The 25,173-nt window shown below is 33.1% G+C and carries 24 protein-coding genes and 2 pseudogenes; 4 read left to right on the top strand and 22 right to left on the bottom strand.

Annotated elements, in window-relative coordinates; genetic code table 11:
• Positions 1–162 precede the first annotated feature (162 nt).
• Entirely contained in the window at positions 163–387 is a 225-nt protein-coding gene (locus tag ORL93_RS02890) for a hypothetical protein (RefSeq protein WP_006095066.1), read from the top strand.
• Positions 388–439: 52 nt separating this feature from the next.
• On the opposite strand, the gene dltD is transcribed toward ORL93_RS02890, so the two are convergent.
• From dltD to ORL93_RS02850, 8 genes are all read right to left on the bottom strand, one after another.
• Positions 440–1,621: a D-alanyl-lipoteichoic acid biosynthesis protein DltD gene (dltD, locus tag ORL93_RS02885; RefSeq protein ID WP_018765678.1), complete on the bottom strand. Its 1,182-nt coding sequence runs from the start codon at positions 1,619–1,621 to the stop codon at positions 440–442.
• Between the two features lie 368 nt (positions 1,622–1,989).
• On the bottom strand, positions 1,990–2,514 hold the full coding sequence (locus ORL93_RS02880) for a GNAT family N-acetyltransferase (RefSeq protein WP_040119603.1): 525 nt from the start codon (positions 2,512–2,514) through the stop codon (positions 1,990–1,992).
• A gap of 149 nt (positions 2,515–2,663) precedes the next feature.
• Entirely contained in the window at positions 2,664–4,286 is a 1,623-nt protein-coding gene (locus ORL93_RS02875; RefSeq protein WP_097794915.1) for a peptide ABC transporter substrate-binding protein, read from the bottom strand.
• A 39-nt stretch (positions 4,287–4,325) separates the two neighbouring features.
• A complete protein-coding gene (locus ORL93_RS02870) occupies positions 4,326–5,327 on the bottom strand; it encodes a C40 family peptidase (protein WP_097794916.1) in 1,002 nt (333 codons plus the stop codon).
• A 78-nt stretch (positions 5,328–5,405) separates the two neighbouring features.
• A complete protein-coding gene (locus tag ORL93_RS02865; protein ID WP_003198044.1) occupies positions 5,406–6,455 on the bottom strand; it encodes a dipeptide epimerase in 1,050 nt (349 codons plus the stop codon).
• A 68-nt stretch (positions 6,456–6,523) separates the two neighbouring features.
• Positions 6,524–6,850, bottom strand: coding sequence for a DUF3870 domain-containing protein (locus ORL93_RS02860; protein ID WP_003198042.1), 327 nt, complete (start codon positions 6,848–6,850; stop codon positions 6,524–6,526).
• 129 nt (positions 6,851–6,979) lie between these two features.
• Positions 6,980–7,732 (bottom strand): serine hydrolase, encoded by a 753-nt coding sequence (locus ORL93_RS02855; RefSeq protein ID WP_018780649.1) that lies wholly within the window; start codon positions 7,730–7,732, stop codon positions 6,980–6,982.
• 177 nt (positions 7,733–7,909) lie between these two features.
• The gene (locus ORL93_RS02850; RefSeq protein ID WP_018780650.1) at positions 7,910–8,263 is read right to left on the bottom strand and encodes an FtsB family cell division protein; all 354 of its coding nucleotides are present in this window, start codon (positions 8,261–8,263) and stop codon (positions 7,910–7,912) included.
• A 283-nt stretch (positions 8,264–8,546) separates the two neighbouring features.
• Between ORL93_RS02850 and ORL93_RS02845 the strand changes: the two genes are divergently transcribed.
• On the top strand, positions 8,547–9,473 hold the full coding sequence (locus ORL93_RS02845; protein WP_018780651.1) for an aldo/keto reductase: 927 nt from the start codon (positions 8,547–8,549) through the stop codon (positions 9,471–9,473).
• 76 nt (positions 9,474–9,549) lie between these two features.
• Here ORL93_RS02845 and ORL93_RS31215 read toward each other — a convergent pair.
• From ORL93_RS31215 to ORL93_RS02815, 7 genes and pseudogenes are all read right to left on the bottom strand, one after another.
• Positions 9,550–9,705: pseudogene (locus ORL93_RS31215) on the bottom strand (DJ-1/PfpI family protein); the annotation flags it as partial.
• 505 nt (positions 9,706–10,210) lie between these two features.
• Positions 10,211–10,441: a hypothetical protein gene (locus ORL93_RS02840; protein ID WP_003198034.1), complete on the bottom strand. Its 231-nt coding sequence runs from the start codon at positions 10,439–10,441 to the stop codon at positions 10,211–10,213.
• A 248-nt stretch (positions 10,442–10,689) separates the two neighbouring features.
• Complete coding sequence (locus tag ORL93_RS02835; protein ID WP_265958589.1) at positions 10,690–12,486, bottom strand: Xaa-Pro dipeptidyl-peptidase; 1,797 nt, start codon at positions 12,484–12,486, stop codon at positions 10,690–10,692.
• 103 nt (positions 12,487–12,589) lie between these two features.
• The gene (locus tag ORL93_RS02830) at positions 12,590–13,084 is read right to left on the bottom strand and encodes a transglycosylase SLT domain-containing protein (RefSeq protein ID WP_097794920.1); all 495 of its coding nucleotides are present in this window, start codon (positions 13,082–13,084) and stop codon (positions 12,590–12,592) included.
• 292 nt (positions 13,085–13,376) lie between these two features.
• Positions 13,377–13,805 (bottom strand): cell wall hydrolase, encoded by a 429-nt coding sequence (locus ORL93_RS02825; RefSeq protein ID WP_006095076.1) that lies wholly within the window; start codon positions 13,803–13,805, stop codon positions 13,377–13,379.
• Between the two features lie 118 nt (positions 13,806–13,923).
• The gene (locus tag ORL93_RS02820) at positions 13,924–15,321 is read right to left on the bottom strand and encodes a sensor histidine kinase (RefSeq protein ID WP_018780653.1); all 1,398 of its coding nucleotides are present in this window, start codon (positions 15,319–15,321) and stop codon (positions 13,924–13,926) included.
• Positions 15,314–15,961 (bottom strand): response regulator transcription factor, encoded by a 648-nt coding sequence (locus tag ORL93_RS02815; protein ID WP_097794921.1) that lies wholly within the window; start codon positions 15,959–15,961, stop codon positions 15,314–15,316. The genes ORL93_RS02820 and ORL93_RS02815 overlap by 8 nt, the downstream gene beginning before the upstream one ends.
• 174 nt (positions 15,962–16,135) lie before the next feature.
• On the opposite strand from ORL93_RS02815, the gene ORL93_RS02810 reads away from it, so the two are divergent.
• Positions 16,136–16,555, top strand: coding sequence for a hypothetical protein (locus tag ORL93_RS02810; protein WP_018780654.1), 420 nt, complete (start codon positions 16,136–16,138; stop codon positions 16,553–16,555).
• Between the two features lie 51 nt (positions 16,556–16,606).
• On the opposite strand, the gene ORL93_RS02805 is transcribed toward ORL93_RS02810, so the two are convergent.
• The 5 genes and pseudogenes from ORL93_RS02805 to ORL93_RS02785 form a co-directional block, all read right to left on the bottom strand.
• A complete protein-coding gene (locus ORL93_RS02805) occupies positions 16,607–17,056 on the bottom strand; it encodes a GNAT family N-acetyltransferase (protein WP_371399142.1) in 450 nt (149 codons plus the stop codon).
• 76 nt (positions 17,057–17,132) lie between these two features.
• A complete protein-coding gene (locus ORL93_RS02800; protein ID WP_097794922.1) occupies positions 17,133–17,834 on the bottom strand; it encodes a 5'-methylthioadenosine/adenosylhomocysteine nucleosidase in 702 nt (233 codons plus the stop codon).
• A gap of 49 nt (positions 17,835–17,883) precedes the next feature.
• Complete coding sequence (locus tag ORL93_RS02795) at positions 17,884–18,636, bottom strand: WecB/TagA/CpsF family glycosyltransferase (RefSeq protein WP_018780657.1); 753 nt, start codon at positions 18,634–18,636, stop codon at positions 17,884–17,886.
• 44 nt (positions 18,637–18,680) lie between these two features.
• Entirely contained in the window at positions 18,681–20,321 is a 1,641-nt protein-coding gene (locus tag ORL93_RS02790; protein WP_097794923.1) for a M3 family metallopeptidase, read from the bottom strand.
• Positions 20,322–20,465: 144 nt separating this feature from the next.
• A pseudogene (locus ORL93_RS02785) lies at positions 20,466–21,340 on the bottom strand (APC family permease); the annotation flags it as partial.
• Positions 21,341–21,743: 403 nt separating this feature from the next.
• On the opposite strand from ORL93_RS02785, the gene ORL93_RS02780 reads away from it, so the two are divergent.
• On the top strand, positions 21,744–22,643 hold the full coding sequence (locus ORL93_RS02780; protein ID WP_029426842.1) for a LysR substrate-binding domain-containing protein: 900 nt from the start codon (positions 21,744–21,746) through the stop codon (positions 22,641–22,643).
• A 122-nt stretch (positions 22,644–22,765) separates the two neighbouring features.
• On the opposite strand, the gene ORL93_RS02775 is transcribed toward ORL93_RS02780, so the two are convergent.
• Both ORL93_RS02775 and ORL93_RS02770 read right to left on the bottom strand, forming a co-directional pair.
• Positions 22,766–23,755, bottom strand: a complete 990-nt coding sequence (locus ORL93_RS02775; RefSeq protein ID WP_018780661.1) for an aldo/keto reductase family protein — start codon at positions 23,753–23,755, stop codon at positions 22,766–22,768.
• A 436-nt stretch (positions 23,756–24,191) separates the two neighbouring features.
• The gene (locus ORL93_RS02770) at positions 24,192–24,878 is read right to left on the bottom strand and encodes a PspC-like choline-binding domain-containing protein (RefSeq protein ID WP_018780662.1); all 687 of its coding nucleotides are present in this window, start codon (positions 24,876–24,878) and stop codon (positions 24,192–24,194) included.
• Between the last annotated feature and the right edge of the window lie 295 nt (positions 24,879–25,173).

The following is a 25,173-nucleotide window of genomic DNA, read 5'->3' as shown; positions in this document are numbered from 1 at the left end:
CTTTAAATCCTGTTGAACAAGATCCAAGAAATAATCATTTAATTTCATACTTTCTTTCCCAAATTGATAATAAGTATTAAAATCCTCCTATGTAAAATTAACTAGATAAGCAACCATTCCTTCTCTAAGTTTGTATATTATCTTAAAAGGAGGGATATACACATGCATTGGCAACAAAAAGTACAATATTTAATTGGTCAGCCCGTTGGTGTTTCTCTCGTAAATGGTCAGGGTACATCTGGAGTTTTATGCGGTGTGCATGGTGGACATATTTATTTGTATGAATACTTGTATCAAGCGCAATTCGCAATGAAACATTATGACTTTAGGCAAATTCAAGATATACATCCATTTCCTAATTGTCCACATCAGAATCCTTTGTATTAAAAAACAGGAGCAGCTTAAAAAGCCGTTCCTGTTTTTGGTTTAATCTTAAAATTTATTTCCCTGCATGAAATTGTTGTAATGCTTCATCCACATATACCCAGCCTTTCCATCCTAAATGAATGGTATCTTTTAGAAAGTATTTGTCATATTCATGACTAGTAAAATCTGCAACTGGAAATCCAGCTTTCTCAACTTGTTCTCGAACTTTCTTATAATAAACATCACGACGTTCTTTTGGGAACCCTGCGTAATCATACCAAGGTCCATTTACAGGAACAGAAATGAAAAGCGGTTTCACTTTCTTTTGCTTAAAAATATCTAAAATAATTTGTAAATCTTCATATTCTGGCGATTCATCATAAGATTCTTTTGCCTTATATCCTTTTAATCCATGTAATTTCTTTTGAAATTTGTTTTTATAGTAATATGGATTTTCAATTCCAAATGTATTTGATGTAGACTCTACTTTCCCAACCTGTTCAGCATGCCTTCTTGTTTCTTCCCAGGAAAGTGAACGTAATTCCATATTTCTTTGTTCTTTTTTTGGCTTTATATTGAATATAGATGTCACTAAATCTTTATGATCCGCAATGTTTCGGTTTATATAGGCAATCGGCTTCAATACTCCCGCTTTTATCTTATGAGTTGTATCATTATATACAATACCTTCTAGTGAGCTTTTTAATATAGAATCTTTGCGGACAACATTAAAATCTAGCAACCGCTTCGCAATTTTCTTTTTCATTTCAGGTTTTATTTGATCATTAAAAATAAAATGATATGTTTGCTGTTTAGAAAAGTTACTACTAAAGTTCCCTTCATTTACCCCCTGCTTGGTAAACCATTGTGGTGAAAGAATAAATACTACTTTTTTTCCTTCTAATTGATCCATTGTGGAAGTCACATTTAAAATATGAGCAAGACTCTGCGTTCCGCCAGTTCCTATTAGAAACGGTGTAAATCCTTCGGGTTTTACTTTAAAATAGTTAGACGGATGATATGCATCCATTCGGGAAAATTCAGATGAACCGTACATCGGCAAATAATTCAAATTCTCCAACATTTTTTGTTGTAAAAAAACACCTTGTAATTTTTCTTTTTGTAATGAAGTCGCCGCATCTTCTACCTTTTCATTACTAATAAGTGAAACTAGATATTTAGATGGAATAAGCAATATAACGATAAAGATTATACATGCTAAAATGATTGGGCCAAAAGCATGCTTCATCTTCATTTGTTTACCCACCTTACACTAGAACCACTTACAATCATTCTCTTATTACCTCGATATTGCATGTCTACTAATAATTCTAACCCTTGCTTACAACACGTCATCATTCTTTCTCTTCTCCTTTATTCCGTAAAAATGCTCCATTCTATTCATCTATCATTTACATGTATTTCCCCCTCTTATCACAACTTATGTACGCATCCATTATAAGAAATGTTTCCAAGTAAACATTTTAATTATACAAGATTTTGTATTTCTTTCACACTCTAAATTCAGTAATGATTTTATCTTTCGACAAGTTAAACTTGTATATAAATCTATACGATGTTTACAAACTATCTGGGTAATTTGTATGAATATTCAAATTTCCATCAGAATAAATTCTTATACTCATAATATGATAATTGATGTCCATCAAAATCCACATCATGTGTGTACTTAAATCCAGCCTTTTCTAAAACATTCTTTGACTTCTCATTGGCAATTCTAATTCTTGCAGTTAATTTTTTGACTTTCAAATCATGAAAAGCATATTGAATCGATGCATGGGCTGCTTCTGTAGCATATCCTTTTCCCCAAAACTTCGGATCGAGAAGATACATGATTTCTAAATCTTCTGTTCCATCAATATACCTTAAACCACAGTGTCCCATCATTTCCCTCGTGATAGGATTGAATATAAGCCATACACCAAAATTATGTTCATTCCAATGCGCTATGAACTTTCCAATATATTGTTCAGTTTCTTCTCGTGACATACCTCTAGATATCGCAAGCCACTTACCTACCTCATTGTTTTTTACAATTTGATAGAAAGCATCCACATCTTCTAAACGAGGTTTTCTCATATAGAGTCTTTTCGTATTCATTGATTTTACATTCACATGAATAAACATATCCTTTCCCCCTTCAATAAAATCTTAATTTTTATCCTGGTAAATTATAGCATGATTTTTCTCTCTTTTATTAATTTCAATAATGAAACATTGTTATATACAAAAACAGACTGTTCTCTAGGCACAGTCTGTTTTTTGTATATTTCATTTTATTTTTTCACATTTGCCCATTTCAAGCTAGTCGCGGGTCCGAATTGATGTACATATAAATCTTTCACATATGGTTTTTGTAAATAAGATAATCCGCGCTGGAACACCGGTGCAATTACCGCATCATCCAATAGCATTTTCTCTGCATCTTGCATCGCTTTCCAACGTGCCTTTTCGTCATTTCCTAATTCCATTTTTGTCTTTTTAATTAATGCATCATATTCTGGATTTGCATAGCCAGTATTATTGACACCACTTTCTGAAATAAAGACATCTAAGTAAGTCATTGGATCTGGATAATCCGGTAACCAACGCGATAATGACATTTCGTATTCTTTCTTTTTCTCTAACGCTAGTTTTTGAGAATGTGGTTGTAGTTTCACTTTTATCGTCAATCCTGGTAAGTTTTTCTCTAATTGTTCTTTAATATATTCTCCTACTTTTTTAAAGTTTTCTAAATCATAGTTTAACATTTCCAACGTAACTTCATTCGTTCCTGTTTCTTGCTTGGCCTTCTCCCAATATTCCTTTGTCTTGTTCACATTCGTTTTATTAAACTCTGTCGTTGTTTCCCTGAAATCTTTTTTATCTGGCCCTTTTAAAAAGCCATTTGGAACATAGTAGTTTGCAGGTACTGATCCATCGTTTAAAAATGAAGTCGCAAGTCCCTTTTTATCAAAAGCCATGCTAAGTGCGAGGCGGGCATTTTTGTTTTTTAGAATTGGTACATTTTCATTAAATCGGAAGAAATACATAACCGGATCTGTATATTGTTTCAATTCTTTATCATTTTTATATTTATCAACAAATTCTGTTGAAATAACAGCACGATCAATTTTATCTGTTTGATATAGATTTACTACGGTCGAAATTTCTTTAACAATTTGGTAATTTACTTCATCTAATTTCACTTCTTTTTTATCCCAATATTGATTGTTTTTCTTCATTGTAAAACTTGCTTCATGCTTCCATTCTGATAATGTAAATGGTCCATTATATAGAGTTTTATTTGCTTCTAAACCATATTTATTTCCTTGTTCTTTCGCATACTTCTCATTAATTGGATAAAAGGATGGTAAACAAAGTAATTTTGTAAAATAAGGGACAGGATGTTCTAACTCTACAGTAAACGTTTTATCATCTTGAGCTTTTACTCCTAATTCATCCAATCCAATTTGTTTCTTATTTATCTTTTCTGCATTTTTCACATCATACATGATATATGCATATTCAGAGCCCGTTTCTGGATTAACAAGTTGCTTCCAAGCATATATAAAATCATGTGCTGTTACAGGATCACCGTTAGACCATTTCGCATCACGCAAATGAAATGTATATGTTTTCCCATCTTTACTAACCTCATGCTTTTGAGCAATTCCAGGAATGACCTCATCATTTTTTGAAAGTCTAAATAATCCTTCCATTACATTATTTAATACGTTAAATGAAACAGCGTCTGTTACTTTTAAGGAATTTAATGATGGAATTTCTCCTGTTTCTGTTAACTGCAATACTTTCTTCTCTTCTCTTGGTTTTGTCGTGGACTTTTCTTTTCCACAACCAGCTAAAAACGAAGAAAGAAGTAACGTACTAACTAATGAAAAGCGAATAACCTTTTTCACTTTAAAACCCCCTTTTTAAATTCCTACTAATCTTTCACATTAAGGTAAATAGCGACGTGCCCCTGCATATTCTTCAATGTAACCTGGTGTATCTACTGGTATAATTTCAACTGTTTTTGCTGCATTTGGAGAATGTATCATTTTCCCATCTCCAATATACATTCCTACGTGGTGAACACTTCCTTTTCCTTGATTGTAAGCAAAAAACAGCAAATCACCTTTTTGCAAGTTTTCTCTTTCAACAGCAATACCTGCTTTTGATTGTGGACCAGAATCACGCGGGATTGTAATACCATGAGATTTGTAAATTGTATGTGTAAAACCAGAACAATCAAAGCCAAAACCACTTGTTCCAGCCCATATATACGGCAATCCTAAAAATAACTTCCCAGTATTCACTAAATCATCTCCCGTTGGAATAGGGATTTCATTTTGTGATTTATAAACCTTTCCATCATTTTTCCGTAACCATGCTTTTTGTCCGTTTGGTAATAATACACGAAACGACATATTATCTTCACTTATTAGCGGTAAGCGTGTGTTATAACTAACCTCTAAAGATTTATATTTATCAGATGGATTGATGTATAAAATAGCTGTCGGTTTTGTAATAAGAACAAATGGTTGTTCCTTTTTCCCTGCAAATTCTTGATTATAGGTTAGCTGTTTTACCGAGACCCATCCTGGATATCCCGCTTCATTTCTTGGCGTTGGCTGGCCATGAACAACTACTTTTGCCCACTCACCTTGCCGATCAATGATTGTTACTTCTTGCCCTAATAAAGCTTGTGTTTCTAATTTATTTGTACTTGTTAACCAAAGCTTTTCATCGAGCGTCATCGATTTCGTCCATTTCCATAGATTAACAGGATTCATCGCACTTGGTTCATCAATTGGACGAAGCAAATTTGGCCCAGTCCATAATGTTGCTGCTGCCACATCTACATACGCTTGATTACTTTTTACCTCTTCAGCATTTGCAACTGAAATAGATGAAAATACTAACAAACAACTAAAAAGCAAAGTAATGGATTTTCTCATAAACACATCCTCCTTTTATTAATATGCCTCCCTGTTCAAGCAAAGTGTGACATCAAAAACAACTCTTCTGCCGAAACTTTATTCTATATTCACTGCGTGATGCAGGTTTACCCTTGGTCCGTTATATGTGATTCCGCTTGGCTCTTCCATTAACCATAAAGGAGCATCAAGATCAAAGTAGTGAATATTTGGATGAGCGGCTGCTACATGTGCAATTGCCGCCACAGAAAGCGATGATTCCATCATGCTACCAACCATGCATTTTACACCGGCAGCGCCAGCAATATCGGCAATCTTCCATGCTTCCCGTATCCCGCCACATTTCATTAATTTAATATTTAATAAATCGGCGTATTGCCCTTGAACAAGCTTTAAAGCGTCTTGCGCCGAGAAAGCACTTTCATCAGCCATGATTGGTGTTTGCACATGATCTTTTACATATTTCATTCCTTCCCAATCTTTCGCATGAACGGGCTGTTCTACAAATTCTATATTTAAATTTCTATTTTCCATTTCTCGAATAATCGATACAGCTTCTTTTGGACTCCATCCTTGATTTGCATCTAATCGCAAAGTTACATCCTTCGGCACAACATTTCTGATCGCTTCAATACGTTCTAAATCCAATTCTGTTGATTTACCAACTTTAATTTTTAATGTGTTAAAGCCTTTTTCCACATGACTTTTTGCTTCTTTCGCCATTAATAAAGGTTCATCAACACTTACTGTAATATCTGTTTGAATCTCTTTCTTTCCACCTAATAACGCATATAATGGGATATTATGAAATTGACAATACACATCATATACAGCCATATCTACTGCTGCCTTCGCACTCGTATTGCCTACACAGCTCATTTGGATTTGTAACAACAACGTTTGAAATTGCTGCAATTCTTTCCCGATTAACACAGAGCGGATTGGCCCTAAAATAGCTTCTCCCATTCCACTCGCAAAATCCCCAGTAATAACTGGAGTCGCAGTCCCAGCCCCTTTTCCTACAATTCCTTCATCTGTGTGAATAAAAACATCAATACTTTCAATTTCTGTTACAGTGCGCAAAGCTGTTTTAAATGGTGTATGAAGCTTAATATAGCGACGTTTTACTGTTAGATCCATGATTTTCATTTCTATTCATCCTTTCTGTCCAATAAAAAAATCCAGCCATAAGAATGAATCTTATGGCTGGATTTTGTCTATGAATGTGTAGACAAAGCAGCAATTTGATTATATTTTTTTTGTGCATCTTTTAATGCTACAAGCAATGCTTTTTGAGATGATCCGAAATAACGATTTTTAATTTCTTCTACTAATTGTGGATCATTCATATTTCTATGTAGAAATAAATGTTTTACAAATTGAGCAGTTAATGAAATGGTTGCTGAACAATCCGCATCTACAATTTTCCCTGTATCTTTTTCAACAACAAATGCAACAAAATAGCTTTTAAATTTTTCTGTAATTGGATTGTTTTGAGGTGCTTTTGCGTCCCCTACGATATAAATCGTATTAGAAGCGTACACATAAATCTTCCTTTCTTATACAAGGATAACGGTTTTCTTAACAGGCGGATAAGCTGTAGACTCATCGTTAATTAAGAAATGTATCCGCTTACTGTATATTATATACAATTAACAGAATTTTAACAATATTTATTTTAGTAAATATTGTACAATTAAATGTCCAATCTCTGAAAATATATAATTCGTATGATTTACACATTCAACATTCGAACTTAAAACAGCTACATATACCGTTTTGTTATTTATGTTTAGTCGTGCAGCATCATGTGTAACAGTTTGCAGTTCTCCTGTTTTGTTTGCTATGGAAAGTCCTTCAATCCCCTCTAAATTCCCACATAATTTATGAGTTAATTGTTGTTTTTCAAGTGGGTAATAAAATTGTTCATCGTTATCATAATGCTTTAGAAGAGATATAATATCTTCAGCTGTTGTGAAATTATCCTTTCCCGTTTCTTTAGGTGTTTGCATCATATATCGTTGTAGTTTCGTTCCATTTAGCTGCAGTGAATCAATATGTTTTTGAATATCATTTATTTTCAACTTATTTATAAGCCAATTTGTCGCAGTGTTATCAGAAACTGTAATCATCAACGTAATGAGATCTTGTATCGTTACATTTGGTGTATGTAATGCAGCAACAATGCCACTTCCTCCAGTCTTTTCGAGGGATGAAATAGGAATTAATTCATATGGATTTAAGGTTCCATCCTTCATGTTTTCTATAGCACATGAAAGAATAGGTAACTTAATAAGGCTAGCTGATGGATGCACCAATTGTTCATTGTACCGATACATAATTTCCCCTTGGATCATGATACTTACGTCTCCGTTTATACTTTCAATCCGTTTCTCTAATTCATATATAAAGTCTGCTTTTTTCATATTACCCTCTCCTTTTTTGAGAATTATACCATCTATACAGATTCTCAGTTATGACATATCTTTTTATAAAATAAGAAAGTATTACTGCCTACAAAGAACGAATAAAAATATTTAATATAAAAAAACAGTTAGCTATTTGCTAACTGTTACAGATGTTTTCCTTTCATTACTGTATATCTACTTAGGTAGTACAAATATAGTTTCATTCGGCTTAGAGAATTGATACTCTTTCCTCGCAAACTTTAAAATTTCTTCTTCATTATCTGTCAAATTTTCAACTTTACTCTTTAAATAACGCGAATCTTTTTCTAAAGAAAGTAATTGCTTTTGCTGGTTTTTAATCGTATCTCGCTTTTCTACAATCATTTCTTGTTGCTTAGTAAGGATATATTGAACATAAAAAGTTGCTAAAAAAATAAAAATAAAAGCTAAAATAAACCGACGCAATTTTCTCTTATTCATAACTCGGTATTCATTAGACTGTGTTTGTTGTGGTGTATTAGGAACATTTACTTTCTTGAGTTTCCTCATTTTTTAAATCCCCCTAACCCATTTTATTTCACTACCACAGGCATACTTTCTTACTAACCTAAATTCTCTTCTCGTAAAATAAGCTCCTCCATAAAAAAATCTCATAAATTAACCAATTAGAGATAGCTTTCGACGACATCTCTATATTTCAGATGAAAATTTTATTTTTTGTGCTATATATTAGTGTTTTATGTTTTTAAGCTAAGCAAAAAGATCTCACAAACACATTCGCTTTTTCAGTGAATAATTTATTAGGGATTCCTTTTATTAAGGAGGTAAACAAATGAAATACCGCGCATTAGGAAAAACCAGTTTAACCGTTTCTGAAATTGGATTTGGCGCTTGGGCAATTGGTGGCGATGAATGGGGTCCTGTAAATGACAAACATTCTATCTCTGCAATGAAAAAAGCAATTGAATGCGGAGTAAATTTTATTGATACCGCTGATGTATATGGTTTAGGTCATAGTGAAAAATTAGTGGCACAAGCAATCAAAGAACATCGTAATGATATCATCCTTTCCACAAAGGGAGGTTTAATTGGTCATCACTATGATCCTGATGGAGAACCTGTCTACGATACAGCAGCAAAAGTAATTGCAGTATTTGAAACTAGTTTACTTCGCCTGCAAACAGATTACATTGATGTTTACTTTTGTCATATTTGGTGGGATAAAAAAGAAGAAACCGAAGCGTTCCTTCGCGCATTTGAAATTTTAAAAAGAGATGGAAAAGTAAGAGCAGTTGGTGTTTCTACGCATGATTTACAATATATTAAAAATTTTAATAAAGACGGGCAGATTGATGTTATACAACTTGACTACAGCATACTTAACCGAGAACCTGAAAATGATATTTTACCTTACTTACAAGAGAAAAACTTAGGAGCTGTCATTCGTGGACCATTAAAAATGGGAATATTAACAGGAAAATTTACTGATCAAACAACATTCCCTGATGGTGATTTACGACAAGATTGGCCAAAAGAAACATGGTTTCAAGATGATTTACGAAAGGTTGAACAATTGAGATCCCTTTCAAACCCTAAACAAACTTTGGGGCAGTTGGCCCTTCGTTATGTGCTCTCGCATCCTGCTGTATCTGTTGCTATTCCCGGAGCAAAAACAGCTAATCAAGCAGCCGAAAATGCCGCTGCTTCTGTACGACCACTTCTATTAGAAGAAGAATTAGCATATATACGAAAGCTTTAAACAAAAAAAGATCAGTAACAATTCATTGTTACTGATCTTTTTTATCCCACTACATAAATAAGACTTTCATATTCAACTAATTGCACAACTCAATATCATACTCCATTCTTTTTGCTATTGCTTCTGCAATTTCTACCCCTAATAAATTTTTCACTATATGAAATGACATATTAATTCCGGACGAAATTCCTCCAGAAGTAATAATATGTCCTTCATCAACAAACTTTACATTTGTTCTCCATTCATTACAGCATTTGTAATTGCTACAATTGGATTCATCTTTATCCCCCTCTTACATAGACTCGTTTCATTTTTTAACTATGAAATAATTCTATTAAACATGGAGAATTCCTTTTCAACCCATTATAGTTTACATAATAATATTATAAATATTAAACCTCATTTTCATTACTTTGTTACCAAATAAAAAAATAATTCATTTTTAGAATAAACTGTTTGGGTTTAATCAAAAATATATTTTTGTATCTTTCTATAAAATAAACCGCCGCGTTTATATAGAAATAAAAAAACTCCGTACCGCAGTGACTTTATTACATTTCATTTTTTTATTTCGAATATCTTTTTAAAAACACGAAAATGATTAATTAGTTTTAATATAAAAACAATCATTAGTAGGTGCCTATTTAAATTGTATTTTTTCAAATAAAATTCGAAAATGTTTTTTTGTATTTCATTTAAAAAATGATTTTTATATTCTTTTATAGATACAATAATTTTTACATTAGCCTATAGCAATTTTGCCTTCTTCCCTTCCCCGTCTCTTTTAATACATATGATTTTACTACGAGTTCAGTTAATGAATCCGTTAATGTTTTATATGATAAATTAGATAGTGCTAGCAGATCATTTGTATATAGAATTCTATGTTTTTCTAATAGTAATAATACTAATCGTTCAGATGGCTTTAATGTTTCGTCACTTTCTAGTATAAAATCTACATCTTTCATAGGATATTACATTCTCCTTATTTTAAAAATTACTATTCTCCATTATTAATACGAAAATATTATATAATAAATCTATTGTTATTTCAAAATAACATAATACTTATACTAAGAATGTAGGGTATCCTTCTAGTTAGAAATACTCTCTTCGTTTCTTTCATTCCCTTTCTAACATCCTTTCGGCAATTTGATGTTAGAATCCATCCCCTTTTTTCAGTACAAAAAAAGCCTCCACATTCGGAGGCTTCCTTCTATTTTACAATTGGCAGTGTTAATTCACTTAATTTTACTGTAAGTTTCGTCCCTGCTTTTGGACGAATCGTATAGTCATAATCACTTGCAATTAATACGACTCCGATTTGATGGCCGGCTTGGAATACATAATCATCCGGCTGCATGTCCCATGTAAATGTGTAATCTTTTCCTGGTATAATTGGTGTTGACTCTTCTTTTCCATTCAAGTTTTGTGGATCCATCCATCCTCTCGTCACAATTTCTGGTTTCTCACCACCATAATCAACAAGTAATGCGGTTAAATTTGAAACTGGACGATCAATACTCCCCTTAAATGAAATTTTTGGTGTACCACTTATTCTCATTTCTTTTTCGAGCTTAGGCATTACATATACTAACCGATTTGGTGATTCTAATTCTGGATTTGTTAGTAATTGATTCGATTTAATTTTTGCATCATCTAACAATGAAGACACTTGTTGTACCGCACCCATTCGAAGCGGTAAATCTACTGCTTTATTACTTAAAAGCATACGTATTTTAGACGGAGCTGCTGCAGGGTCTGGCCAATTTTTTAATTTTTGCCACGTTTTATTTTCTCGCTGTACATCTACCATCGGTTCATTCATAATTCCATTTTCAATTCCGTATAACCAATAATCAAACCATTTATTTTGTGTTTGCTGCCAGTTATTACTAGATGTTTCCCCATGCCCTCCTTGATGTAACCACATTTTACGTGGCACATTATTTTCTCCTAAAGCTTCCCACCATTGTGAAAACTGTTTTGTCTTTACATTCCAATCGTTTAAACCATGTACAACAAATACACTTGCCTTTATATTTTTTGCATCCTTCACGTAGTTACGCTTGTCCCAAAAATCATTATAATCTCCTGTTTTTCGGTCCTGCCCATCAGTAAGCTCTTTAATGATTTTTTGACAAACTTCAGGATTTTTTCTCGTTAATACTGCTTCGGCCATATTATCTGTATCTTCACCTTGATAACCACCTGGTGCAACAACTGCACCATTTGCACGGTAATAATCATACCAACTGCTAATCGCGGCAATAGGAATAATTGCTTTTAACCCTTCAACTCCTGTTGTTGCAACAGCATTCGGCAATGTGCCATTATATGAAGCACCTGTCATCCCGACATTTCCTGTAGACCAATCCGCCTGTATTTCCTCACCATATTCTGTGAATGCTTTTGCTCTTCCATTTACCCAATCAATAACAGATTTTGTACCGATAATTTCTTGTTCGTCACCAGTTGTTGGACATCCATTTGATTTCCCAGTACCAATGCTTTCACCTAAAATAACGGCATATCCACGAGGAACATAATAATTTCCATATGAACCGAGGTTAGCTGGTCCTGCATAAGGTTTACCTTCCGTAGGATGTAATTCTTCATCTACATTATAAACTGGTACATTATTTATCCCTGAACGATAAGGACTCATTTCATAAATAACAGGAACTTTCACACCCGGTTCTGTTTTCGGTCGCATTACCTTTACCGATACACGATCTTTTTTACCATCTCGGTCACTATCAATCTCTGTTTCTACAAATAAATTTTCTACAATTGCCTCATCAAGTGAATAAATTGGTTTCGTCATTCCATTTTCTAACTCAATCTTTGCCGATTGAGCTAACGTTTCTGGTACTTTCCCATTTAGCGGTAAAGTAAATTTCTTTGAATTCTCTTCTTTCTGCTCTGCATGTACCGTAATACTAGATATGCCAGATGTAAGTGTTAGAGAAAACATTGCTGAAAGCGCAATTACAAACTGTTTTTTCCTCAAATTCCTTCCCCCTTTATATTCTTCTACCACTTCTTTCACTATACAGCAAAATAACAGAAAATTCAGTTTATAAGAGGTGAAAACTTGAGGAATTTGTTATATTTTACTCTCCCTTATATAGCTCATAGGATTTCTCTAACCCAACATTATATTTCGTATTATTATTTGTCCAATCTTCTCCTAAATTTCCAGGCCATCCCGATGTATTGGCAACATATTTTAAAAGAGCTAATTCTGTTAATCCTTTGTTTACTCCACGTTTATAGGAACTCACCATATGTGAGATTGCTATTGTTGCATTCGTTTTTGCATCTTTTAAGTTCTCTTCTGATAATTGTGCAGGTGCTAATCCGCCCCGATGTAACTGAAATAGCCCAAAAGATGTCCCTTTATCTCCAACAGCTTTTCGATTAAATTTTGTTTCATGATCAGCAATTGCAAGTGGAATCCAGTCTGGTATACCGTACTGCTTCGAGATTTCAGTAATTACTAATTTATTATTTTCAATTTCTTTTTGTTTTTCATACTTCATATAAGCTGCATAACATAAAAGCGTCAACGTGCAAATTACTACTATATATTTTAATAATTGTTTCATAGATTCATATCTCCTATATCGTTTATGCTCAATCCTTGTATACCTATACTATAAAATGTTCATGTGACATCTATTTGACAGAATACAATTTAAAAAAATAAAAAGAACTTACGAAAGTTATCTGAACTGTACCCCGAATCGTGGGCACTCAAAAAGATGGTTCCGGTACAATACCGGAACCATCTTTTAAGTGCTTAATTTCTAAAGGTCTTTTTATTAAACTGTCCACTTTATAAGGTACAGTTCATTTTTGGATTGGTTTTTCTGTAATTACAGACTTTTTTATCAGTGTTTAAAATGTGTTATAAACTTGTTCACAGGTTTCGGCTGTTGGTTGAAAAAAACAGTGTTTTTTATAACGTCCTACAAAGGGCTGATTATACCATTGTTGAGGACAATCGCCTGGTGGCCTAAAATACCACAAACTAAATTTTCCAGGCCAGTACCTCTCTCCATTGATAACTCGACGAGCTAAACGTTTTTCACTTTCTCTTGCTCTTTGATAGAAATATCCATGCGTAACAGCTTCAAATGCATGTTCTTGGAAAATCATTTGTCTAATGGTACGAAGGTTTTTAAAGTCAGAACAATTTGCTCTTAGTCGGTTAATTCCTACATTTCCGACGAGTAACATACCCTGAGTTCCTTCTCCTTCGGCTTCTGCTCTGAGTAATCTTGCTAAAAGTGCAATATCTGCATCTGTAGCGTTAACAACTCCCATGACTCCACCCCCATTATATTTTTCTCTTTATAGTATTGTTTATTGGTCAGGATAATGACTTGTTTAATATAGGTTGTTTTCTAAATTAATTTATATTGGACATGGTATCCTCTTCAAATTATCGTATGTTTAACTTTCGTAAACTCTTTTCCATATACATATAAAATTGTATTTCCTCTTTTATAATGGAGACACCATACTCAAAACCATGTCGTTCTAAAATACTCTTTACAATGGCTAATCCTAATCCAGTTCCTGATATTTCTTTATTACGTGAAGCTTCTAATACATAAAATGGTTCCCAAATTTTTTCGATATCTGTACTTACTTCAGGAGCAATTCCATTTTGGATACTAAAATATACATAATCTTTTCTCTCTTCCAATACAATCTTGATATTTTGATTTGTTGTATATTTGATTGCATTTGAAATTAAATTATTACATACCATTTTCATTTTATCCAAATCTACATAAACACTAGCATCTCTCGCACGACAATCTATTTGTAAATGTATACCTTTTGCGTGGAACTCAATTTCATGTTTATCAATTATACTTTTAATAAGGGGTTCTATCTGCACTTCTTCTTTTTGTAACAAGTCTCTTTCTAATTTCGAAAAACGTAATAACTCTTCTATTAAATTTGAAATTTGATCAGTTTGTTTAATAATTGTATCTAAATATGTCCCATCATCGAGACCGTCTTTAATCCCCATAGAATATGCTTTGACTAAAGCGATGGGGGTCTTTAATTCATGAGTAATGTCCCCCATAAACCGTTTTAAATGTTCATTTCTATTCGTTAAATCTTGATGAGCTTCATATAATTTATCACTCATAATATTAATACTATTGGCTAAATCGCCAATTTCATCGTTTGTTTTCACTTTTGCTTTCTTAAATTCTAGATTGGAAATATCTTCTGCAACATCGCTTAATTCTTTCAACGGTGTTGTAATCGTTTTTGATAATATCCAAACAAGTACAATGACAAGAAATATTGAAAAACCAAAAATATATATATTAAATGTATTAAGTGTCTCGATTAGTTCATTCGAATGAGCGATAGATACTCCTACTAAGATTAACATTTCATTTTTCGAAATAAATTTCGCAAAAAAGCTCGCTTTTAGCTTCTCTTGATCATATAATTTATTTGCTTGTCCAGAAGTTTTTACTTTCATTACGTCTTCTTTTGTAATCCAAAACTTGTTCAATGTTACTCTTTTTTTTATAAGCCCAGAGCGTAACGATTCATTAATTTCATCCTCTGTATTTTTTATAGGAGTATACACAATTGTTACGTTATTCTCATTCTCAATTTGATTTATAGTAGCTGTTAAGTGTTCAACAGACGAAGACTGGATTTGATCTGTAATGATATTTAATTTTTCTCGTGTTTTGTATATATTATATTTCGGTAAAAAATAGTTCATTAACAATAATGAAATAGTAAATATAAGAACGATTGTTAACGATATACTAAAAAAAAGTTTTTTACCAAGCTTATTCACGTTCATCCTCCAAACTGTAACCTAAACCGCGGTGCGTTTTAATAATATCTTCCCCTATTTTTTTTCGCAATCGTCTAACATGTGTATCCACTGTTCGCTCATCTCCAAAATAATCAAATCCCCATACGATATCTAGTAATTTTTCACGTGTTAATATTGTACCTTTATGATTTAAAAAACATTTAATTAATTCTAACTCTGTTTTTGTAATTTCTAATTCTTTATCACTTTTATATACTTTATTCTTTATCAAATCTATTTTTAGATTTTGAACTTGTATGACTTCATCTTGATTCAGTAGTTTTTTAGCTCTTGCAAGTAAAATCCCTGGATGAAATGGCTTTTTCACATATTCATCCGCCCCGCTTTGTAAGGCCGCAAGTTCATCTTCATTTTCACTTTTAGCAGTAAGCATTAATACTTTCACACTCGAGTTCTTTTTTATTTCCTGGCATACAGTGATCCCATTCCTTTTTGGCATCATCCAGTCTAAAATTGCTAAATCAATTTTCACTTCATAAAATATTTCAAGTGCTTCTTCTCCATCCTTTGCTAAAAGAACTTGGAACCCTTCTTTCTCAAAATAAGCTTTTAAAATTTTAAGCATATCCTGCTCATCATCTGCGATTAATACTCTCACTCGTACCTTCCTCCATTAACTATATATATGTGCCTTATAAATTGTAATCATTTTCATAACAAAGTAACATGAATTTCTTATTTTACTTTGTTATGTTACAACATTTTTGTTACATGAATGTGACAAAAAATATTTATAGGGTTTGGGGGTATAGTAAATATGAGGTGTTGTTCCATGTTTAAAAAAATAGGATTCATTTTTCTGTTTTCATTTTTATTATCCACAACTGTTCTCGCAGAAACAAATAAACAAATTGAGGTATTTGATTGTCAAAAGGAAATGGTCATACAAAAACAATCTCTAAACACAGAAATTCAAAAAGAGGCGATACAATATGCAAAATCAATTACCGGAGCATTTAAAAATCTAAATGTTGTCCCTAAAACTGGACATATGGTGAAAATCCCTTTATCTAAACCTGTAGTCATCACAAATCAATGGATACATACAACGATAGATGAAGTTCTTGTACTCCTTCCGCTTAACGAAAAGCCATATATCATGATTTATGATGATGAAAATAATCCACACTTTTATTATGTACAAGGTCATCCTGAAAATTTATTAAAGCATTTGAAAGTTACATCATCATAATCACTAATAGAAAGAGAAAGATTCCATAAAACATCGTCTATGGAATCTTTTTTATAATTTTACATAATGGGTTGATCCTTTATATTCTTCACTTTTCAGAAATCCATTTGAAGTGTAAAATTGACTAGCTCGTTCTGTGTCTGTATATAGAACGACAATTTGAAAATGTTCTCTTGCATCAGATAGTATCCTCTTTAATAATAAGTTTCCTAGCCCTTTCCTTCGATATGCTTTGGAAATATAAAACCTTCTTAACCGTCCAATCGTTTCAGTTTTCGTATATGGATCTTTATTTAAGCCACCAATTCCAATTAGAGTATCTCCTTGGAAAATACCATATAAGCCTTCCCCTACCTTACTAAAGGTGTTCGTTTTGCTTTTGTATTCATTTACTAATTTCAGAAGAAAATGAAATCCCTCTTCTTTACTTTCTTTTATAAGATGAGTGATATCAAGTTGTGAAAGGTCTATAATCTTTTTAATTTCTACACTCTTTATTATAATCACCTCTCTGTTAAAAATTTCTTTTAACTTAACAAGGCCTCTTTTATTAAAGAGGCCCTTCTTTACATATAAATCATACAACTGTGTTACTTGATATATTCTTAATCATTTCCATTATAACTCTTGAAGATTGATCGGCTGTAATTTTTGCAAAGTTTTCATAAGAACTAGTTGCATCATCATCCGCACTGTCAGAAATACTTCTAATTATAAGAAACGGTATATCGTTGATAAAGGCAACATGCCCAATTGCTGATCCTTCCATTTCAGTGCAATGAGGCGCATATTCATCCAGCAATTTCTCTTTTAGCTTTGCATCTTCAACAAAGCATTCCCCACTTACAATTCTTCCTTCATGAACATTTATGTCTAAACCACTGGTATTACATGCTTTTCGTGCAAGTTCTCTTAATTCCTGATTTGCAATAAATGTTTCTTGGAATGGAAACAGATTCTTCATTTGATTTTTATTTACATCATGATGTGTAACGTTCGTAGAAATAACTAGATCACCAACTTTAACATCAGGATGTAACCCTCCCGCAATACCTGTATTAATCATGCAATCCACTTCAAATTTGTCTATTAAAATTTGTGTACATGAAGCGGCATTGACCTTCCCAATACCACAGCGAGTAACAATAATCTCTTTATCCATAAATATTCCTTTATAAAAAGGCATTCTTGCAATTGTATATTCTTCGTGAACATCTAACTTTTCCAAAAGTAAGTCTATTTCAATTTGCATGGCTCCAATAATACCGATTTTTTTCATTTGTCGTCTACCTCTTCTCGATTATATATGAAGTTTCTATTATAAAAAGTTACTGCACGCTTTTTCTAACTCTCTCAGCCATAACCGATAGTAAAAATTTCGGAAGTATTAACTGTCGTTTTATTCTTTTAGGCTGTGTTACTAACCTATATAACCATTCTGTACCAGTATCCCTCATTAGTTTCGGAGCTCGTTTTACCGTGCCGGATAAAATATCAATCATACCTCCAATACCAATAGATAAAGGTACGTTTAATTCTTGAAGATTTTCATAGATGAATACCTCTTGCTTAGGAGATCCTAATCCTACCAATAGCAAGTGTGGCTCGAATTGTTGAATTCGAACTTTGACTTCTTCTATCTGCTCATTTTTCACAAAGCCATGCTGTCCTTCGAAAACCGCATGTGGAAAACGTATTTTCAAATTTTCTAATGCTTTCTCATTACTTTCTGGTGCAGCACCAAAAAGAAACACCCGGTATCCCTCTTGATTACAATACTCTATTAAGTCATGAGTTAAATCTGCACCTGTAACGCGCTCCTTTAATTTTCCTTTTAAAATTTTAGAACCAAGTATTACTCCTATTCCATCCGCTGTTATTAAGTCCGCTGATAACAAAATCTTTTTAAAACGTACAGATACAGCTGAAGTTTCTTTAGCAGACATTACAATTTCGGGATTTGCCGTAACAATAAACTTTGGTTTATTTTCCTTTTCAGATAACCAATTTTTTAATAAATCTATTACTCTCTTATACTCTAAGCTACAAAATGGTATGCCTTTTATGTACTGTTGTTCCATTTCTTATATACACTTCCCCTATGTGTTCTCTTATAATAAATGACTTAAACTTCCTCTTGTACAAACTGTAAATACTCATCAATATCCTTATTTATTTGAAGTAATGCTTTCTCCCAAAACTCATTATCAGCAAGGTCGATGTGAAAGTATTGTTTCACCAACTCTTCGACTGGGCGTTTTCCAGTCTCACACAAGAATTTTTTGTATTTAGAATGAAACTCACTACCATCTTGTTTTGCAATTTCTAATAATCCTAAACTTAGTAGATAACCAAATGTATATGGATAATTGTAAAAAGGAACACTCGCTGTATAAAATTGACCATATTTCATCCAAACAAAAGGTTGATATTCTGTTAAAGAATTTCCATAAGCTGCTTTTTGTGAAAGTATAGATAATCTCTCTAATTCATCCGCACTTAAAGGTCCCTTTTGACTTTCTTCATAAAATGTTTGCTCAAATTGAAATGAAGCTCGAATGGCTATTACATAATTAAAGCTATTTCTGATTTTCCAGCTAAGCAATGATTTTCTCAGTTCTTCACTTTCTGCTCTTTTAACTAAGTAATCTACAAGTACCATCTCAAAGAAAATAGATGCTGATTCTGCCATACACATTGGAAGGTAGTCATCTAAAAAAGCAGTAGACTGCTCATTGCTCATTACATAAAAATGCCATGCATGCCCTAATTCATGAGCTAATATTCTTACACTATCAATTGTTTCATCATACCGTAATGAAATTCGAGATTCTCCTTCACTTAAAAAAGGAGCGCAAAATCCACTAGGTGGCTTATTATCTCTTGGCTCAGCATCAACCCAACCATTCATAATAGCGTGCTGTGCAAATTGAGCTAGTTCTTCATCGATATCCTTTAAGGCCTCATATATATTTTCTACTGCTATTGAAAACGGAATTTGAACCTGATTATTTTCTTCCAATGTCATCAAATCATGCCAAGTAAACGTCTCCTTACTTCTTTTATGAAACGCTATAACACTCGATAACTTTTCAAGATTCCCTTCAATAGCATTCCACATTTCCAATAATGCATTTTTAGAAATACCGTTTGCTTGAAGCGATTGTGACAATACCTCCTTTTCTTGTAACAGGTTACTTTTTAGGTTACGCAATCTACCTATTTGATTAAGTACGCTAGCAAATACTGTTTTCTCCTTTTCCAATGCCTCTGTAAGAGAAGAAAATACCGCTAATCTTTCATGATGAGTTTCACCATTCATCGCAAGATAATTTGCTTTTCCAAATGATAATATCTCGTTATTATGATGTACTTCTAATCTATTTCGTAATTGTATGTACATGTCTTCCCAAGCTTTTAATTCATTTTCTATAAAGTTGATATTTTGATTTTCGAAGAAGTTACTTTTTTCATGATTCGATTCTTGTAGTAATAAACGAACCTCTGTTTTCAACTTATTTATTTTTGTATGAGGTAAAGCAGCTGTAAATTCATCTGCGTGTTCAGCAGAAAGACAATAAAAGTAATACTCTGCCTTTTCAATTCTTTGTATAATTCTTGAGAGGATTGCTGGGTCGCTATTTTCTTTATATGTTCCTATTAATTGTTCGATTATCTCTATTTCTGTAGAAAACGTAGGATCTTTTGTTTCAGGATATAACCTTTCCAAATCCCATCGCGTTGGATGATTGATCATTTGATTCATTTTATAGCCTCCTGTTTTTACAGATAGTTACAATAATGCATTCATTAGCTAATTATATATGAATCACTTAAATTTCAACATCTTGAAATATTCCGACTTTTGTGCAGGTATTTTAAATAGTATTACTTTCACTCCTTTCCTATTCTATTTCTTCTTATTTATATAGCGTGTATTTACTACCTTTTCTTTTTGATATATATACACCAAACACATCAATACAACTACAATCGGAATGGCAATTACATCACCAATAAACGGATATACCATTACGCAACATGTGAATGCTGTTACAGAAAAAATCTTTCCTAGTCTATTCTTGATTAGCTTTATTCCCGCTGCAGTACCTACAATATATGTAACAATTCCTAATGAATTAGGGATTAGCACTAATTGATCTACGCGAATATGAAAAAAGAAGCTTATTAAAAGCCCTGTTATTGCGATGAAACCTACTATCATTAAAGCATTCGTTGGTGTATTGCTTTTGTTATTCAAATACCCCAGATATTCAGGTGCAAATTCTTCTTTTCCTAGAGAATAACCCAGCCGACTCATACTTGCTATACATGCATTTGTTGTACCTAAACAAATCATGAAAGCTACTAATCCAACTAACCATACAAATTGGTCACCTAATGTATTTTTTATAACGATTACAAGAGCGGTACTATTATCAGACTTTATAGAATATTCTCCTGTCCCAATTACTGAAATAGCAATTCCTATATAAATAAGGCCAATAATAATAATCGCAGCACCTGTTGAAAAAAAGATATTTCTTTTTCTCGGAGATTTGAATTCAGGCGCTAAACTTGAAATTGCTTCCCATCCAAAAAAGACTAAAATATTAATAATGTAGCATGTAAAATAGGGTGTATTTCATTTAATGAAATGTTTATATTTATGTTTTCCATTTCAATATAAGGCAATGAACAAACAATTGTTATGAGTAAGATAAGAAAAGTTAATGCATCTATGCATACTTGAAATACTCCACTCATTTTTAACCCGAAGAAATTTGAACAAATAAGATGATTTTTAATTGGATATTTATGTTAATATCACTATAAAGATTGTGAAGAAATGTACTTAAACTAACGATGCAGGTTAGTTGCAGAAGGAGAAAAACTTTTAATCTACCTTTTTTCTTTCATCCCCTATTCAGAAAATTTCGATTCAAAAGTGGGATATTATGTTAAAGTGGGTTTGTGTAATTACTTAACTAACTGACAGGTTATTTGAAGAGAGGTATTTTTCCCCTTATCTATGGAACTGATCGATAAACTCTAAAACATCTCCTCTCTCTAATACCAAAGAGCCGTAAAACATAAAAAGCATGGCTACGAAAATACTAGGCACCTAAATAAGTTTGATAATAAAAGAGAAGTCCTTATTAGATTTTAGTAGAAGGGATGGATGAAAATGGATATTAGGAAAATGCGATATTTCATAATGGTGGCAGAAGAATTGAATTTTAGTCGTGCAGCAGAACGTCTTAGGATGGCACAACCTCCTCTAAGCCAAGAAATTCGTAAATTAGAAGAAGAATTGGGAGTTCAACTTTTTCATCGAACAAAAAGAATGGTTGAGCTTACGGATGCTGGGAAGATATTTTTAGAAGGATCTCAACAAACACTGTTTCAATTAGAAAGAGCCATAAAAGAAACACAACTTGCAGCTGAAGGAAAAATAGGGAACTTAATAATCGGTTTTGTCGATTCCACAGAAATCGTTATAGAAGTTCTTAATAAATTTCGAGAACGCTTTCCTAAAATCCATCTTATATTGCGTGAAATGACAACGGAGCAGCAACTAAAAGCACTCTATGAGAAACAAATTCATATTGGATTTATTCGTTCTAAACAGAACAACGGGATACTATCTTCTGAAGTTTGTTCTGAAGAATCTTTAAGATTGGTTTTACATCAAGATCACCCTTTCACCTCATTGCCCGAAATTCCACTCCAATTGTTAATTGATGAACCATTTATTTTGTTTCCTCGTCATTTTGGTCCAAATTTTTATGATTTAATTATTAACTATTTTGGGGATCATGGTGTAAGTTTAAATGTTGTTCAAGAAGCTGTTCAAATGCAAACTATTGTTAATTTAGTTGCAACAGGAATGGGAGTTTCTGTCGTTCCATCGTCGGTGGAAAGTTATAAACGCCCTGGGGTTATCTATAAAAAAATCCAAGAGACTACACCAAAAGTAAATCTATATGTTGGATGGAGACAGGATGAAAAATCTGCAGTAGTAGATCATTTCTTAACAGTTGTTAGAGAGGTGTATTCGATTTTACAACTTGATCACCAAGAATAAAAGCCCACCCTGATGGGATGGGTAGTAAAATATTACAAAGGAAGAATTCTAATTTAACTTAAGTTTTAAAGTAAGACTACAAAGATTTTTTATATATTTCTGATTAAGTCACGTGCAAAAACTTAACCTGTTTTACTCGGATCGTACTCAACGAAACCTTCTAGTACTTTGTCAATCTGATTCATTATTTCAGGTTTCAGTTTGACATCAGAAGCGAACACATTCTCTCTTACCTGTTCCGGTCTCGAGGCACCGATAATTGCTGAGGAAACATTCTGGTTTTGTAGTACCCAAGCTACTGCGAGTTGAGCGAGGGTAAGATCAATCTCTTGTGCGATGGGTTTGAGCTTCTGGATAGCAGTGAGCACATTGTCATTCATCCAACGTTGTGCAAGATTATAAAAAAATGGTTTGCCAGCAGGGGAATTAGCACGTGATTGAGTTGGTACTGGTTTTTTGGGGTGATATTTTCCAGTGAGAACACCTTGTGCGAGAGGCGACCATACTACTTGCCCAAGTCCCTCACGTTGACAGGTTGGTATCACATCGGTTTCGATAACTCTCCACAACATTGAATACTGGGGTTGGCTAGCGATGAGCGGAATATTCAATTCCCGTGAAAGTGTTGCACCACGGGTGATTTGTTCTGCTGTCCACTCACTTACACCGATATAAAGCACTTTACCTTGTCTTACAAGATCTGCGAAAGCTAACATCGTTTCTTCAAGAGGAGTAGTTGGGTCAAATCTGTGTGCATAATAGACATCAATATAGTCGGTCTGTAACCGACGCAGCGATGCATTACAATTTTCTAGAATATGTTTTCGTGATAAACCTTTATCGTTTTGCCCATTCCCAGTCGGATGGCACACCTTTGTACATAGTTCAATGCTCTCCCGTCGTATACCTTGTAAAGACCGGCCGAGTACTTCTTCAGCTTTAGTGTCTGAATAAACATCAGCAGTATCGAATGTTGTTATACCGACATCTAGTGCTGCTTTAACACACTCCTTTGCAGTATCCTCATCTACTTTACCCCCATGATTTATCCAGTTTCCGTATGCAATCTTGCTTATTGTTAATCCGCTATTGCCAAGTTTACTAAACTCCATTCTAGTTCCTCCTTTTAAAAGTGATATCTTCATTATAAAGACCACATTTTAATACGGATAATATATTATTAATAATGAATTTATATAAAATTTATATAAGAATGCAGTGCCCTTCTGTGTAATCAGAAGTTTGCAAGGCTATTGGGTATTACCACATTGCTATCAAGCCAATAATGATGCCTATCTAGGTTTATTTGGCATGCACATTTTTAAGAGTGTACCTCTACTTTAAGAATATCTTATTTCTGATAAACGGAAGTTCATTTTGTTTTTGTTCTTAAGTTGATGGCGATGTGGTAGGACCCCAATAATATATAAGTAAACAAAAAAATAACTCCAAAATTAACTTTTATTGTATATTTTGAAGTTACTTTATGTTTATTTATTTAGATTAAATGAAAGATACTATCTAGTATTTGAACCGCTTAACCGCTTACTATTCTGAGTACTGCCAAACCCCATTGTGAGCAAAGTAATGGAATTTCCCATCAATTATATCCCAACCGGTAGACATGTAATAATAGTTAGGATTTAAGTAGTACCATGAGTTCCCCTCTTTTAACCAGCCGCCATGTGCCTTACCATTCCCATTCATATACATCCAATTATATCCATTAAATGCCCAACCCGTCTTCATTGCTCCACTTTGATTATCTAAGTAATATAAATCTTTTCCATCGTAGAGTTCTCCTGTATGCATATAACCATTTTCTTGATTTAAATAATACCATGAACCTCCACTATTTAACCAACCTTTCTTCATTGCTCCAGTTCCCTCAAAATAATACCAGTTGTATCCAACAAACATCCAACCTGTTTGCATTGCCCCGCTGCTCTCGTCTAAATAATACTCATTGTATCCATCGTTATACCAACCTGTGTGCATATAACCATAATTTTTATCTAAGTAATACCATGAACCCCCACTATTTAGCCAACCTTTCTTTTTCACACCGTTTTCATAGTAATACCACACTCCATATTCATTCACCCAGCCTTTATTACTTTGTACAGCTTGTTGTACAATATTGTTACTTTCAGCTTGTACATTTCTTTCCCCATAAAAAGAAGCTGGCACTAATAAACTAGCGGCTACACAAATTGATAGTATTCTTTTCTTCATACGACAAAATTCCTCTCCATAATATATATTATTCCTCATTTTAACAATAAAAATGTTTGTTTTCTATGTTTTAATAAAAATATAATTCTCTTTTTCCATATTTAAAGTAATCGCCAAAAAATAAAATTGCATTCTTGAAAATCTATAAACTCCTTGTTCTTGCTTCATTCTTTTGCTTCGAGAAGAAGATCCCTCTGCTATTCAAGTTTGATGAATTTTTAAGTACATCCCAAAAGTGGAAGAAAGAATATAAGAAATTGAAATCAAAGATAAAAAAATAAATGGGTTCTAGTGC

This window comes from Bacillus sp. DHT2, from assembly GCF_026241455.1.
In the GTDB taxonomy this organism is placed as follows: Bacteria; Bacillota; Bacilli; order Bacillales; family Bacillaceae_G; genus Bacillus_A; species Bacillus_A pseudomycoides.
This window is presented reverse-complemented; position numbering and strand designations above follow the sequence as displayed.

What these genes read in the sequence shown, in the direction of transcription:
- ORL93_RS02825 (WP_006095076.1), bottom strand. Translation starts at nt 13,805, where the DNA reads ATGGGAGTTGTTAACGCTACAGATGCAGATATTGCACTTTTAGCAAGA.
- ORL93_RS02870 (WP_097794916.1), bottom strand. Translation starts at nt 5,327, where the DNA reads ATGAGAAAATCCATTACTTTGCTTTTTAGTTGTTTGTTAGTATTTTCA.
- ORL93_RS02890 (WP_006095066.1), top strand. Translation starts at nt 163, where the DNA reads ATGCATTGGCAACAAAAAGTACAATATTTAATTGGTCAGCCCGTTGGT.
- ORL93_RS02780 (WP_029426842.1), top strand. Translation starts at nt 21,744, where the DNA reads ATGGATATTAGGAAAATGCGATATTTCATAATGGTGGCAGAAGAATTG.
- ORL93_RS02775 (WP_018780661.1), bottom strand. Translation starts at nt 23,755, where the DNA reads ATGGAGTTTAGTAAACTTGGCAATAGCGGATTAACAATAAGCAAGATT.
- ORL93_RS02855 (WP_018780649.1), bottom strand. Translation starts at nt 7,732, where the DNA reads ATGAAAAAAGCAGACTTTATATATGAATTAGAGAAACGGATTGAAAGT.
- ORL93_RS02850 (WP_018780650.1), bottom strand. Translation starts at nt 8,263, where the DNA reads ATGAGGAAACTCAAGAAAGTAAATGTTCCTAATACACCACAACAAACA.
- ORL93_RS02865 (WP_003198044.1), bottom strand. Translation starts at nt 6,455, where the DNA reads ATGAAAATCATGGATCTAACAGTAAAACGTCGCTATATTAAGCTTCAT.
- ORL93_RS02880 (WP_040119603.1), bottom strand. Translation starts at nt 2,514, where the DNA reads ATGTTTATTCATGTGAATGTAAAATCAATGAATACGAAAAGACTCTAT.
- ORL93_RS02845 (WP_018780651.1), top strand. Translation starts at nt 8,547, where the DNA reads ATGAAATACCGCGCATTAGGAAAAACCAGTTTAACCGTTTCTGAAATT.
- ORL93_RS02770 (WP_018780662.1), bottom strand. Translation starts at nt 24,878, where the DNA reads ATGAAGAAAAGAATACTATCAATTTGTGTAGCCGCTAGTTTATTAGTG.
- ORL93_RS02795 (WP_018780657.1), bottom strand. Translation starts at nt 18,636, where the DNA reads ATGGAACAACAGTACATAAAAGGCATACCATTTTGTAGCTTAGAGTAT.
- ORL93_RS02790 (WP_097794923.1), bottom strand. Translation starts at nt 20,321, where the DNA reads ATGAATCAAATGATCAATCATCCAACGCGATGGGATTTGGAAAGGTTA.
- ORL93_RS02840 (WP_003198034.1), bottom strand. Translation starts at nt 10,441, where the DNA reads ATGAAAGATGTAGATTTTATACTAGAAAGTGACGAAACATTAAAGCCA.
- ORL93_RS02800 (WP_097794922.1), bottom strand. Translation starts at nt 17,834, where the DNA reads ATGAAAAAAATCGGTATTATTGGAGCCATGCAAATTGAAATAGACTTA.
- ORL93_RS02810 (WP_018780654.1), top strand. Translation starts at nt 16,136, where the DNA reads ATGTTTAAAAAAATAGGATTCATTTTTCTGTTTTCATTTTTATTATCC.
- ORL93_RS02830 (WP_097794920.1), bottom strand. Translation starts at nt 13,084, where the DNA reads ATGAAACAATTATTAAAATATATAGTAGTAATTTGCACGTTGACGCTT.
- dltD (WP_018765678.1), bottom strand. Translation starts at nt 1,621, where the DNA reads ATGAAGATGAAGCATGCTTTTGGCCCAATCATTTTAGCATGTATAATC.